Origin of the sequence: Enterobacter sp. 2VL (genome assembly GCF_005503595.1) — a bacterium.
Taxonomy (GTDB): domain Bacteria; phylum Pseudomonadota; class Gammaproteobacteria; order Enterobacterales; family Enterobacteriaceae; genus Enterobacter; species Enterobacter cancerogenus.
In genome coordinates this window covers 713,481-726,412 of record NZ_SCNE01000002.1, presented here as the reverse complement: position 1 = coordinate 726,412, position 12,932 = coordinate 713,481, and the positions used below count along the sequence as shown (strand labels likewise).

Sequence of the window (12,932 nt, the reverse complement as noted above, 5' to 3'; positions counted from 1 at the left end):
ATGTCCCACACTGCCACACTGATCTTAACCCACGGTAAGATCCACACCCTCGATCGCGACAATCCGCTCGCGGAAGCGGCCGCCATCGCCAACGGCAAGATCCTTGCCACGGGGAATCACGATCGCATCATGAGCTTTGCGACCCAGGGAACCCAGATTGTTGACCTGAAGGGGAGTACGGTCATTCCCGGCCTGAACGATTCGCACCTGCACCTGATCCGCGGCGGGCTGAACTACAACCTGGAGCTGCGCTGGGAAGGCGTGCCGTCTCTGGTGGACGCGCTGCGGATGCTGAAAGATCAGGCTGACCGTACGCCCTCCCCGCAGTGGGTGCGCGTGGTAGGCGGCTGGAGCGAGTTCCAGTTTGCCGAGCGCCGGATGCCAACCATCGAGGAGCTTAATGAAGCGGCGCCGGATACCCCGGTGTTTGTCCTGCACCTCTACGATCGCGCCCTGCTTAACCGGGCGGCGCTTAAAGCCGTCGGCTATACCAAAGAGACGCCAAACCCGCCGGGCGGTGAGATCGTGCGCGATAACCACGGCAATCCGACCGGGATGCTGATCGCCAAACCGAATGCCATGATCCTGTACGCCACGCTGGCGAAAGGGCCGAAACTGCCGATTGAGCAGCAGGTGAACTCCACGCGCCAGTTTATGCGCGAGCTGAACCGCCTTGGGCTGACCAGCGCCATCGACGCGGGCGGCGGCTTCCAGAACTACCCGGAAGATTACGAGGTGATCGCCGAGCTGCACGCCAAAGAGCAGATGACGGTACGTATTGCCTACAACCTCTTTACCCAGCGTCCGAAACAGGAGCTGGAAGATTTTGAGCGCTGGACCGACATGCTCAAGCCGGGACAGGGAACGGACTTTTACCGTGCCAACGGCGCGGGCGAGATGCTGGTCTTCTCAGCGGCGGATTTTGAAGACTTCCTCCAGCCGCGTCCGGACCTGCCGGAAGGGATGGAAGACGAGCTGGAGCGCGTGGTGCGCCATCTGGTAGAGCACCGTTGGCCGTTCCGCCTGCACGCTACCTATGACGAATCCATCAGCCGTATGCTGGACGTGTTCGAGAAGGTCAACCGCGATATTCCGTTTAACGGCCTGCACTGGTTCTTTGACCATGCGGAGACCATCACCGAGCGCAACATCGAGCGCGTAAAGGCCCTGGGCGGCGGGATCGCGGTGCAGCATCGTATGGCCTTCCAGGGAGAGTACTTTGTCGATCGCTACGGCAAAGAGGCGGTGAAACACACGCCGCCAGTGGCCAAAATGCTGGAGCTGGAGGTGCCGGTTGGGTTAGGTACCGACGCAACCCGGGTGGCAAGCTACAACCCGTGGACGGCGCTCTACTGGCTGGTTTCCGGGCGCACCGTGGGTGGGCTGGCAATGTATGACGATAACAACCGCCTGCCGCGCGACGTGGCGCTGGAGCTGTGGACGGCGGGCAGCGCGTGGTTCTCGAGCGAGCAGGGCAAGAAGGGCCGCCTGGTCGAAGGGCAGCTTGCAGATCTGGTGGTGTTGTCGAATGACTACTTCAGCGTGCCGGAGGAGGAGATTAAGGGCATTGAATCGGTGCTGACGGTGGTCGATGGCAAGGTGGTGTATGCCGCCGGGCAGTTCAGCCCGCTGTCGCCGCCGCCTGTTCCGGTAGTGCCGGAGTGGTCACCGGTGGTGAAAGTGCCAGGACATTACCGCTCTGCGCCGCCTGCAGCCGGTCACGTTGGCGCCGTGGTTCAGATGCATCAGTGTATCGGCAGCTGCGGAGTGCATGGGCACGCGCACGGTATCGCGCGCCAGTCATCGATTCCGGTATCGGACGAGCAGGCGTTCTGGGGCGTGCTTGGCTGTTCATGCTTCGCGTTTTAACGCGAGGGGAAAACGCACAAACAAAAAGGCCCGCATAAGCGGGCCTTCTTCGTAAACCGTGCCGATTACAGGCTGGATACGTTCTCAGACAGGTACTTAGCCACGCCGTCCGGAGACGCGTTCATGCCTTCTTTCCCTTTTTCCCACTGAGCCGGGCACACTTCGCCGTGCTCTTCGTGGAACTGCAGCGCGTCAACCATGCGCAGCATTTCGTCGATGTTACGACCCAGCGGCAGATCGTTCACAACCTGGTGACGAACGATACCGTTCGCGTCGATCAGGAAAGAACCGCGCAGCGCAACGCCTGCGTCCGGATGCTCAATACCGTAAGCCTTCTGGATTTCGCGTTTGATGTCCGCAACCATCGCGTATTTCACCGCACCGATGCCGCCGTTGTCGACAGGGGTGTTACGCCATGCGTTGTGTACAAATTCAGAGTCGAAGGAGACGCCAACGACTTCTACGCCACGCTTCTGGAATTCTTCATAACGTTTGTCGAACGCGATCAGCTCAGACGGGCAAACGAAAGTGAAGTCCATTGGCCAGAAGAACAGAACGGTCGCTTTACCGTTGGTGTGCTGTTTGAAGTTGAAGTTTTCAACGATTTCACCGTTGCCCAGAACTGCTGCAGCCGTAAAATCCGGAGCCGGACGAGTTACCAGAACCATATGATTCTCCTGTAGATACTAAGGTTATTTGGAACGCAACGCGGGCCAGTATAGAGAGTGTGCAGCCATAAGACAAAGAGGTGCTGACAATCGTTCAGCCAGCTTTTACCTATCAATGCAGATCCTGTTACAGCTGTTTGTTTTTCGCCTGCGCCATCATGCGCGGGTAGAACTGCCAGAAACGGTTCTCCAGCGCGTCGTAGTGCGTGTCCAGGTCGTACCAGGAATCGCGTAGCGCATCGAGACGCGGGCGGCGGCTGGCCATGCCGTTCAGGACGTTCTGGATAAAATCCATCTCGCGATACCGCTCCAGCCAGCGTTCAGACCACAGATAGTTGTTGAGATTGACAAAACGCGGCGGGGAGTCCGGTAAAATTATCGCCACCTGCTGACGGGCATAGCGTACAAATTCCGGCAGCGGCAGGTTCGGCGACAGCTGTTCCCAGTGGCGCGACAGGAAGTGATCCCACATGACGTCGAGCGTAATTGGCGCGACGCGGCGTGTTTCGGGACGGAACCATGCTTTCGCTTCGGTCACTTCCGGCAGGTTATCGGTCAGGACGTCGATCCGGCGATGCATAAAGATCCCTTCGACAACCTCTGCAGAATACGCCTCGGCGGGGTTGCCGCGCACGAAATCGGCCAGCAGGTTGCCGGATAAAGAGCTTTCAGCGAGATGAGCAAGATGCAGGTGAGCGAGAAAATTCATGCGTTTTATTTGTCCGGGGGCGGCTAGTTGTTGCAGCAAAAGGGTGTGAGCACTAGACTATGCCGCCTGTTTTTAAGTCACGAGTATACGTCATGCGCGTCGCCGATTTCTCCTTTGAATTACCTGAATCCCTGATTGCTCACTATCCCATGCCTGAGCGCAGTAGCTGCCGTTTACTGTCACTGGACGGGCCGACGGGCGAGCTGACGCACGGTACTTTCACCGATTTGCTCGACAAGCTCAACCCTGGCGATCTGCTGGTATTTAACAATACCCGCGTGATCCCGGCGCGCCTGTTTGGCCGTAAAGCCAGCGGCGGCAAGATTGAGGTGCTGGTTGAACGTATGCTCGATGATAAACGTATTCTGGCACATATTCGCGCCTCGAAAGCGCCGAAGCCGGGTGCAGAGCTGCTGCTGGGCGATGACGAGAGCATTAAGGCGACCATGACCGCGCGCCACGATGCGCTGTTTGAGGTGGAGTTTAACGACGAACGCACGGTGCTGGATATCCTCAACGCCATCGGCCATATGCCGCTGCCGCCGTACATTGAGCGCCCGGATGAAGAGTCTGACCGTGAGCTGTACCAGACCGTCTACAGCCAGAAGCCTGGCGCGGTGGCTGCCCCCACGGCGGGCCTGCACTTTGATGAACCGCTGCTGGAAAAGCTGCGCGCAAAAGGCATTGAGATGGCATTCGTCACGCTGCACGTTGGCGCCGGGACGTTCCAGCCGGTACGCGTAGACAGCATTGAAGATCACATCATGCACTCCGAGTATGCCGAAGTGCCGCAGGAGGTGGTTGACGCGGTGCTGGCGGCGAAAGCGCGCGGAAGCCGCGTTGTGGCGGTCGGGACAACCTCCGTGCGTTCCCTTGAGAGCGCGGCGCAGGCGGCAAAAACCGATCTTATCGAGCCGTTCTTTGGCGATACCCAAATCTTTATCTACCCAGGCTATCAGTACAAAGTGATTGATGCGCTGGTAACCAATTTCCATCTGCCTGAATCAACATTAATTATGCTGGTGTCGGCCTTCGCGGGTTATCAGCACACGATGACGGCCTACAAGTCTGCGGTAGAACAAAAATATCGCTTTTTTAGCTACGGGGACGCGATGTTTATCACGTACAATCCGCAGGCTTTGAATGAGCGTGTCGGGGAATAAGTCCGCGGCACCGTTTTACAACGTTGGACTGTTTTTCTGACGTCGGAGAAAAAATGAAATTTGAACTTGATACCACCGACGGTCGCGCACGCCGCGGTCGCCTGGTGTTTGATCGCGGCGTGGTGGAAACCCCTGCGTTTATGCCTGTGGGCACGTACGGCACCGTAAAAGGGATGACGCCGGAAGAAGTTGAAGCCACTGGCGCACAAATTATCCTCGGCAACACCTTCCACCTGTGGCTGCGCCCGGGCCAGGAAATCATGAAGCTGCACGGCGACCTGCACGACTTCATGCAGTGGAAAGGCCCTATTCTTACCGACTCCGGCGGTTTCCAGGTCTTCAGCCTGGGCGATATCCGCAAGATCACCGAAAAAGGCGTGCACTTCCGTAACCCGATCAACGGCGATCCGATCTTCCTCGATCCGGAAAAATCCATGGAGATTCAGTACGATCTCGGTTCCGATATCGTGATGATCTTCGATGAGTGTACGCCATACCCGGCAGACTGGGATTACGCCAAGCGTTCAATGGAAATGTCCCTGCGCTGGGCGCAGCGCAGCCGTGACCGTTTTGACGCCCTGCAGAACAAAAATGCGCTGTTCGGCATTATTCAGGGCAGCGTTTACGAAGATTTACGTGATATCTCCGTTAAAGGTCTGGTAGAGATAGGCTTTGATGGCTACGCTGTCGGCGGTTTGGCTGTGGGTGAGCCGAAGGAAGACATGCACCGCATTCTGGAGCACGTCTGCCCGCAAATCCCGGCCGATAAACCGCGATACCTGATGGGTGTGGGTAAACCAGAAGATCTGGTGGAAGGCGTTCGTCGCGGCATTGATATGTTCGACTGCGTCATGCCAACCCGTAACGCGCGTAACGGGCATCTGTTTGTGACCGATGGCGTGGTGAAAATCCGTAACGCGAAGCATAAGAGTGACACCAGCCCGCTCGATTCCGAGTGCGATTGCTATACCTGTCGCAATTATTCTCGTGCGTACCTGCATCATCTCGATCGTTGCAACGAGATTTTAGGTGCGCGTCTCAATACCATTCATAATCTTCGTTATTATCAGCGCTTAATGGCTGGTTTACGTAAGGCTATCGAAGAGGGTAAATTAGAGAGCTTCGTGACCGATTTCTACCAACGTCAGGGTCGGGATGTTCCGCCGTTGAACGTTGATTAATTTTAATAATGAGGGAATTTGAATGAGCTTTTTTATTTCTGATGCGGTAGCAGCAATTGGCGCGCCATCACAGGGCAGCCCAATGTCTCTGATTCTGATGCTGGTTGTGTTCGGTCTGATCTTCTACTTCATGATCCTGCGTCCACAGCAGAAACGCACCAAAGAGCACAAAAACCTGATGAACTCCATCGCGAAAGGCGATGAAGTGCTGACCAACGGTGGCCTGGTCGGTCGCGTAACCAAAGTAGCTGAAAGCGGCTATATTGCTATCGCCCTGAACGACACCACTGAAGTGGTTATCAAACGTGACTTCGTAGCTGCCGTTCTGCCGAAAGGCACCATGAAGGCGCTGTAATCCCAACTTTTCCCAAAGGGAACTGCCGTGTTAAACCGTTATCCTTTGTGGAAGTACATCATGCTGGTCGTCGTGATTATCGTCGGCCTGCTGTACGCGCTTCCCAACCTGTATGGTGAGGATCCGGCCGTTCAAATCACTGGCGCGCGCGGTGTCGCCGCCAGTGAGCAAACGCTGATCCAGGTCCAGAAAACGTTACAAGAAGAAAAAATTACCGCTAAGTCTGTGGCACTGGAAGAGGGCGCAATTCTTGCTCGCTTCGACACCACCGACACGCAGCTCCGCGCCCGTGAAGCGCTGATGGGCGTGCTGGGTGATAAATATGTCGTGGCGCTTAACCTTGCTCCTGCAACCCCACGTTGGCTGGCTGCGCTGAACGCAGAGCCAATGAAACTCGGTCTTGACCTGCGTGGTGGCGTTCACTTCCTGATGGAAGTGGATATGGACACTGCCCTTGGCAAGCTGCAGGAACAGAATATTGACAGCCTGCGCAGCGATCTGCGTGAAAAAGGCATCGCCTACACGACCGTGCGTAAAGAAGATAACTACGGCTTGAGCATCACGTTCCGCGACGGCGCGGCACGCGATCAGGCTGTGACTTACTTGACCCAACGCCACCGCGATCTGGTGATCACCTCTCAGGGCAGCAACCAGCTGCGTGCGGTTATGACCGATGCGCGTCTGAGTGAAGCCCGTGAATACGCTGTTCAGCAGAACATCAACATTCTGCGTAACCGTGTAAACCAGCTGGGCGTGGCCGAGCCGCTGGTACAGCGTCAGGGTGCTGACCGTATCGTGGTAGAACTGCCGGGTATCCAGGATACCGCGCGTGCGAAAGAGATTCTGGGTGCAACCGCAACCCTGGAATTCCGCCTGGTGAATACCAACGTCGATCAGTCGGCTGCCGCTTCTGGCCGTGTGCCGGGCGACTCCGAAGTGAAACAGACTCGCGAAGGCCAGCCCGTTGTGCTGTACAAACGCGTGATCCTGACCGGTGACCATATCACCGACTCCACTTCCAGCCAGGACGAATACAACCAGCCGCAGGTTAACATCTCGCTTGATAGCGCGGGTGGTAACATCATGTCTAACTTCACCAAGGACAACATCGGCAAACCGATGGCAACCCTGTTCGTGGAGTACAAAGACAGCGGTAAGAAAGACGCTAACGGTCGCTCTGTGCTGGTGAAAGAGGAAGAGGTGATTAACATCGCCAACATCCAGTCTCGTCTGGGTAACAGCTTCCGTATTACCGGTATCAACAACCCGAACGAAGCGCGTCAGCTCTCTCTGCTGCTGCGTGCCGGTGCGCTGATTGCGCCAATCCAGATTGTTGAAGAACGTACCATTGGTCCAACCCTGGGTATGCAGAACATCAAACAGGGTCTGGAAGCCTGTCTGGCCGGTCTGGTGGTCTCTATTCTCTTCATGATCTTCTTCTACAAGAAGTTTGGTCTGATTGCGACCTCCGCGCTTGTGGCAAACCTGGTGCTGATCATCGGTATCATGTCTCTGCTGCCGGGGGCAACGCTGACCATGCCGGGGATTGCGGGTATCGTCTTAACCCTTGCGGTGGCGGTCGATGCGAACGTACTGATAAACGAACGTATCAAAGAAGAGCTGAGCAACGGTCGTTCTGTGCAGCAGGCGATTGAAGAAGGCTATAAAGGGGCGTTCAGCTCCATCTTCGATGCGAACGTAACAACACTGATTAAGGTTCTTATCCTGTATGCAGTGGGGACTGGCGCTATCAAAGGCTTTGCAATTACGACCGGTATCGGTGTTGCAACGTCAATGTTTACCGCTATTGTCGGCACCCGTGCCATCGTGAACCTGCTGTATGGCGGCAAGCGCGTCAAAAAGCTGTCTATCTGAGGAGTGCGTTGTGGCACAGGAATATACTGTTGAACAATTGAACCATGGCCGTAAAGTCTGGGACTTTATGCGCTGGGACTACTGGGCCTTCGGGATTTCAGGTTTTCTCCTGATTCTCTCCATCGCCATTATGGGTGTGAAAGGCTTTAACTGGGGTCTCGATTTCACCGGTGGTACGGTGATTGAAATCACCCTGGAAAAACCGGTCGATATGGACCAGATGCGCGAATCGCTGCAGAAAGCGGGCTTCGAAGAGCCGCTGCTGCAGAACTTCGGCAGCAGCCGCGACATCATGGTGCGTATGCCGCCGGTGCACGATGCCAACGGCAGCCAGGAGCTGGGTAGCAAGGTCGTTCACGTCATTAACGAAACGACCAGCCAGAATGCGACGGTTAAGCGTATTGAGTTCGTCGGCCCAAGCGTGGGTGCGGACCTGGCGCAAACCGGTGCGATGGCACTGATGGTGGCGCTGATCTCCATCCTGATTTACGTTGGTTTCCGCTTTGAGTGGCGACTGGCGGCAGGCGTGGTTATCGCCCTGGCGCACGACGTGGTGATCACCATGGGCGTATTGTCACTGTTCCATATTGAGATTGACCTGACGATTGTGGCATCCCTGATGTCCGTTATCGGTTACTCACTGAACGACAGTATCGTGGTATCTGACCGTATCCGTGAAAACTTCCGTAAGATCCGTCGCGGTACGCCGTACGAAATCTTTAACGTGTCGTTGACCCAGACGCTGCACCGTACCTTGATCACATCCGGTACCACCTTGATGGTTATCCTGATGCTGTATCTCTTCGGTGGCCCGGTACTGGAAGGCTTCTCGCTGACCATGCTGATTGGTGTCTCTATCGGTACGGCGTCGTCCATCTATGTAGCGTCCGCGCTGGCACTGAAACTCGGCATGAAGCGTGAGCATCTGCTCCAGCAGAAGGTCGAAAAAGAAGGGGCGGATCAGCCGTCAATTCTGCCGTAAGACAGCGTCTTTCGCATAAAAAAATCCCGGTCTGTTGACCGGGATTTTTTTTGTCTTTGCACCCTCTCCCGTGGGAGAGGGTAGGGATGAGGGCATCAGCCCGCACAATTTCGGATCCCAGGCCCGGTAAGCGCAGCGCCACCGGGCGAATCCCGCAAAGATTAGAAGTTGTAACCCACCACCAGGTAACCACCCCAGCCGGTAGAACGCACGCTGAAGTCGCCGTTGCCGAAGTTCAGGCTGGCGTCATCGTTCCACTGACCACCGTTGTGCCAGTAACGCGCCACAACAGAGTAGTGCCAGTGATCGTAGTTCAGCGCCAGAATGTGGCTGGAGGCGATGGAGTCGTTGGTGCGCGCTTTACGGCCATTCAGGTCGCGGAAGTCGTTATCGCCCAGGTCTGAACCCCAGTCAAAGTTGGTGAAGCCGATGTAGCTCAGGTTACCGCCCCACAGCTGGGTCAGTGGCACAAAGTATTTCACTTTGAAACGGTAGCCGTCCCACTCGTTCTCGTTCGCTGCACCGTAGTTCTGCCACTGGTATTTCGCGTAGACGTTCATGGACAGGCTCATTGGCAGGCCGGTTTCAATGTCCGTACCCAGACCCATGTACCAGGTGCTCTGACGACCGGAGGCGTTGCGGCCCATGTCGTAGATGTAGTTGTTTGCGAAGTACCACTCTTTAAACGGACCAAACGCCAGGCTGGTGCCGGTCAGCTTATCAATGGAGAAGCGTGGTTCGATTTCCATGAACAGCGGAGAACCGTGGTTCCAGATACCTTTCGCGTCGGTGTTACCGCCGAAGAAGACCGGCGCATCCATATAGCCGTAGAAATCAAACCAGTCTTTTTTAGCGAACGCTTCGTATTCCAGGTAGGTATCGTTGCGGATCTGCGGTCCAAAACGGGTGTGATAGCTGCCCACCACGTTAACGCTCTGATGCCACCAGTCGGAAACATATTCTGGTTTGTTATTTTCCGCTGCGTTAACAGTGAAAGAGGAGGACAATGCCAGCGCTGCACCGGCTGCGAGTAATGTTTTTTTCATAATCATGCCACTGATTGAAATTCCCTTCCGGGAGTGAAAAATGCGCGAATTGCGTTTCTAAATATTTCGTGTTTCTGCGGAGCCTATTATAGGAATCCCTGCTCACAAAAATACGTGTTGTTTCACAGTTCTCTCACATACGTAATCGATTGCGTTCACGTTTGCGTACTTTAAACGGCGGGGATTGTATCGACAACCATTTATGTTGCCAATGTTTTCAGCGTGTAAATGTTAGCGGAGTAACAGCGTACTCCGCTAAAGGGGAGGATTATTGCGCGGCGGGCTGGATGTCGTGGATGCGAACAAAGCCTAACTGGTCCGGCGTGAGGCCGTTCAGCTGAACCGGGATATCAACATCGCTCGGCGCGAGCGTGCTGGCAGGGGCCGTGATCAGCTGATTCTTCACGTTCACCTCCTGGAAACTTTCCGTGGTGCCCTGGATCTGGCCCCACTCTACGGTGCCGCTAAACGCCGGCAGCGGATCGTTGGATTCGCCCTGAATACGCAGCGTGGCGCGCGTGCCTTCGGCGTTCGGCGCGAGGTTAACCAGCGACATTTTCAGCATGCCGATCTGGCTGTTCAGGCGCGCAGGCGTATTGGCGCCGGGCAGAAGATACACACCGCTGGCGGATTTTGCATTCAGCGCGTTTTGCTGCGTGATTTTCACGGTTTCTTTATTCAGTTTGTCCATCGCCGTGTTAAGCGTATTCACGCTTTGTTTCATCTCGCGGACTTCAGTTTGCTGTGCGCATGCGCTAAGGGTGAACAGGCTTCCCACCAGGAGAATTCTTAGGTAACGTCTTGTCATTGCGTTTATTTCCCTTGAAATAACGGATGCGTGTAATGGTAGCCAGCATCCTGTCGTCAGGCATAGATCCTTTGTCTCAAAAAGCTCTTCCTTTGTTGTCGGGCCAGATCAGGGTAAAATGAAACTCAGTTAACCAGATAACAGGGATACCGTATGCATTGCCCATTCTGCTCCGCTGTGGATACCAAAGTCATCGACTCTCGCCTGGTGGGCGAAGGGTCCTCCGTACGCCGCCGTCGGCAGTGTCTGGTGTGCAACGAGCGTTTCACCACCTTTGAGGTGGCCGAACTGGTGATGCCGCGCGTGGTCAAAAGCAACGATGTCCGCGAGCCGTTCAATGAAGAGAAGCTGCGCAGCGGGATGCTAAAAGCGCTGGAAAAACGGCCCGTCAGTGCAGATGACGTCGAAATGGCGTTAAACCACATTAAATCGCATCTTCGTGGGTTAGGGGAGCGCGAGGTGCCAAGCAAAATGATTGGCAACCTGGTGATGGAGCAGCTTAAAAAGCTCGATAAAGTTGCCTATATCCGCTTTGCCTCGGTCTACCGCAGTTTCGAAGATATCAAAGAGTTTGGCGAAGAGATCGCCCGCTTACAGGATTAAACGCATGCAGGATGAGATTTACATGGCGCGAGCCATGAAGCTGGCGCAGCGCGGGCGTTTTACCACCCATCCTAATCCGAACGTCGGGTGCGTTATCGTGAAAGACGGCGAGATCGTCGGCGAAGGGTTCCACTACCGCGCGGGTGAGCCGCATGCCGAGGTCCACGCGCTGCGGATGGCCGGCGAAAAGGCGCGGGGGGCAACCGCCTACGTGACGCTGGAGCCGTGCAGCCACCACGGGCGCACGCCGCCGTGCTGTGAAGCGCTGATAGCGGCAGGTGTCTCGCGCGTTGTCGCGTCTATGCAGGATCCGAATCCGCAGGTGGCCGGGCGCGGGCTGTACCGCTTGCAGCAGGAAGGGATCGACGTTAGCCACGGCCTGATGATGCAGGATGCGGAAGCCCTCAACAAAGGCTTCCTGAAGCGTATGCGAACCGGGTTTCCCTATATTCAGCTTAAGCTGGGCGCGTCTCTGGACGGCCGCACGGCGATGGCCAACGGTGAAAGTCAGTGGATCACCTCGCCGCAGGCAAGGCGCGATGTGCAACGTCTGCGCGCGCAAAGCCATGCTATCCTCACCAGCAGTGAAACGGTGCTGGCCGACGATCCGGCGATGACCGTGCGCTGGGACGAACTGAACGCCGATACCCAGGCGCTTTACCCGCAGGAAAACCTGCGCCAGCCTCTGCGCATTGTGATTGATAGCCAGAACCGCGTTACGCCTGAACACCGTATCGTGCACCAGCCCGGTGAAACGCTGTTTGCCCGCACCAAAGACGATTCGCGTCAATGGCCGGAAGGCGTGCGCAGCATTATGGTGCCGGAACACAACGGCCATCTTGATTTAGTGGTGCTGATGATGCTGCTGGGCAAGCAGCAGGTGAATAGCATCTGGGTTGAAGCAGGACCGACGCTGGCCGGTGCGCTGTTGCAGGCGGGGCTGGTGGACGAGCTGATTGTTTACGTGGCCCCTGTGCTGTTGGGCAACGACGCGCGCGGCCTGTTTGTGCTGCCTGGCCTTGAAAAACTGGCCGATGCACCGCAACTCAAATTCAGCGAGATCCGTCCGGTAGGCCCGGATGTTTGCCTGCACTTAACGACAGCATAATTGCTCCCGAAATAGGGAAGCAGTATGCAAAGTATTATGATAAAATCCGCCCCCCTGCGGGGCCAAATGAACCCGTAAAGGAAGAGTATGAACATTATTGAAGCTGCTGTAGCTACCCCGGACGCTCGCGTCGCCATCACCATTGCGCGTTTCAACAACTTCATCAACGACAGCCTGCTGGAAGGTGCAATTGACGCCCTGAAACGTATCGGCCAGGTAAAAGATGACAACATTACCGTTGTTTGGGTTCCAGGTGCTTACGAACTGCCACTGGCAGCGGGCGCGTTGGCGAAAACCGGTAAATACGACGCGGTGATTGCCCTGGGTACAGTTATTCGTGGCGGCACTGCGCACTTCGAATACGTAGCGGGCGGTGCAAGCAATGGTCTGGCACACGTCGCCCAGGACGCTGAAATTCCTGTCGCGTTTGGCGTGCTGACCACCGAAAGTATTGAACAAGCCATCGAACGCGCTGGCACCAAGGCCGGTAACAAAGGTGCAGAAGCTGCACTGACCGCGCTTGAAATGATCAACGTATTGAAAGCCATTAAGGCCTGATTTTTTT

13 protein-coding genes are annotated in these 12,932 nt (G+C 55.9%); 9 read left to right on the top strand and 4 right to left on the bottom strand.

Annotation, left to right across the window (positions count from 1 at the left end):
- Nucleotides 1–1,869: an amidohydrolase gene (locus tag FFS28_RS07830; protein ID WP_137849220.1), complete on the top strand. Its 1,869-nt coding sequence runs from the start codon at nt 1–3 to the stop codon at nt 1,867–1,869.
- Nucleotides 1,870–1,934: 65 nt separating this feature from the next.
- Here the strand turns inward: FFS28_RS07830 and FFS28_RS07825 are convergent, their stop codons facing one another.
- Complete coding sequence (locus tag FFS28_RS07825) at nt 1,935–2,537, bottom strand: peroxiredoxin (protein WP_006176862.1); 603 nt, start codon at nt 2,535–2,537, stop codon at nt 1,935–1,937.
- Between the two features lie 127 nt (nt 2,538–2,664).
- Nucleotides 2,665–3,246 carry an ACP phosphodiesterase gene (gene acpH / locus FFS28_RS07820; RefSeq protein WP_137849219.1) on the bottom strand — a complete coding sequence of 194 codons (582 nt, stop codon included), beginning with the start codon at nt 3,244–3,246 and terminating at the stop codon, nt 2,665–2,667.
- 92 nt (nt 3,247–3,338) lie between these two features.
- Between acpH and queA the strand changes: the two genes are divergently transcribed.
- From queA to secF, 5 genes are read left to right on the top strand one after another with little or no spacing between them, the layout of a single operon-like run.
- The gene (gene queA / locus FFS28_RS07815; protein WP_101738171.1) at nt 3,339–4,409 is read left to right on the top strand and encodes a tRNA preQ1(34) S-adenosylmethionine ribosyltransferase-isomerase QueA; all 1,071 of its coding nucleotides are present in this window, start codon (nt 3,339–3,341) and stop codon (nt 4,407–4,409) included.
- A 53-nt stretch (nt 4,410–4,462) separates the two neighbouring features.
- Complete coding sequence (gene tgt / locus FFS28_RS07810) at nt 4,463–5,590, top strand: tRNA guanosine(34) transglycosylase Tgt (RefSeq protein WP_006176865.1); 1,128 nt, start codon at nt 4,463–4,465, stop codon at nt 5,588–5,590.
- A gap of 22 nt (nt 5,591–5,612) precedes the next feature.
- Nucleotides 5,613–5,945 (top strand): preprotein translocase subunit YajC, encoded by a 333-nt coding sequence (gene yajC, locus FFS28_RS07805; RefSeq protein ID WP_137849218.1) that lies wholly within the window; start codon nt 5,613–5,615, stop codon nt 5,943–5,945.
- 27 nt (nt 5,946–5,972) lie between these two features.
- Entirely contained in the window at nt 5,973–7,820 is a 1,848-nt protein-coding gene (secD, locus tag FFS28_RS07800) for a protein translocase subunit SecD (RefSeq protein WP_042320791.1), read from the top strand.
- A gap of 10 nt (nt 7,821–7,830) precedes the next feature.
- Complete coding sequence (gene secF / locus FFS28_RS07795) at nt 7,831–8,802, top strand: protein translocase subunit SecF (RefSeq protein ID WP_006176868.1); 972 nt, start codon at nt 7,831–7,833, stop codon at nt 8,800–8,802.
- Nucleotides 8,803–8,963: 161 nt separating this feature from the next.
- Here secF and FFS28_RS07790 read toward each other — a convergent pair whose 3' ends face one another.
- Together FFS28_RS07790 and FFS28_RS07785 are read right to left on the bottom strand one after the other, a co-directional pair.
- Nucleotides 8,964–9,848 (bottom strand): nucleoside-specific channel-forming protein Tsx, encoded by an 885-nt coding sequence (locus tag FFS28_RS07790; protein WP_042321399.1) that lies wholly within the window; start codon nt 9,846–9,848, stop codon nt 8,964–8,966.
- A gap of 268 nt (nt 9,849–10,116) precedes the next feature.
- Nucleotides 10,117–10,656: a SadB/YajI family lipoprotein gene (locus FFS28_RS07785; RefSeq protein WP_006176871.1), complete on the bottom strand. Its 540-nt coding sequence runs from the start codon at nt 10,654–10,656 to the stop codon at nt 10,117–10,119.
- A 153-nt stretch (nt 10,657–10,809) separates the two neighbouring features.
- Here FFS28_RS07785 and nrdR point away from each other — a divergent pair, with 153 nt between their 5' ends.
- The 3 genes from nrdR (at nt 10,810) to ribH (ending at nt 12,925) form a co-directional block, all read left to right on the top strand.
- Nucleotides 10,810–11,259 carry a transcriptional regulator NrdR gene (gene nrdR / locus FFS28_RS07780; RefSeq protein ID WP_006176872.1) on the top strand — a complete coding sequence of 150 codons (450 nt, stop codon included), beginning with the start codon at nt 10,810–10,812 and terminating at the stop codon, nt 11,257–11,259.
- A gap of 4 nt (nt 11,260–11,263) precedes the next feature.
- On the top strand, nt 11,264–12,367 hold the full coding sequence (gene ribD, locus FFS28_RS07775; RefSeq protein ID WP_006176873.1) for a bifunctional diaminohydroxyphosphoribosylaminopyrimidine deaminase/5-amino-6-(5-phosphoribosylamino)uracil reductase RibD: 1,104 nt from the start codon (nt 11,264–11,266) through the stop codon (nt 12,365–12,367).
- An 87-nt stretch (nt 12,368–12,454) separates the two neighbouring features.
- Nucleotides 12,455–12,925, top strand: a complete 471-nt coding sequence (gene ribH, locus FFS28_RS07770; RefSeq protein WP_006176874.1) for a 6,7-dimethyl-8-ribityllumazine synthase — start codon at nt 12,455–12,457, stop codon at nt 12,923–12,925.
- Nucleotides 12,926–12,932: the final 7 nt, after the last annotated feature.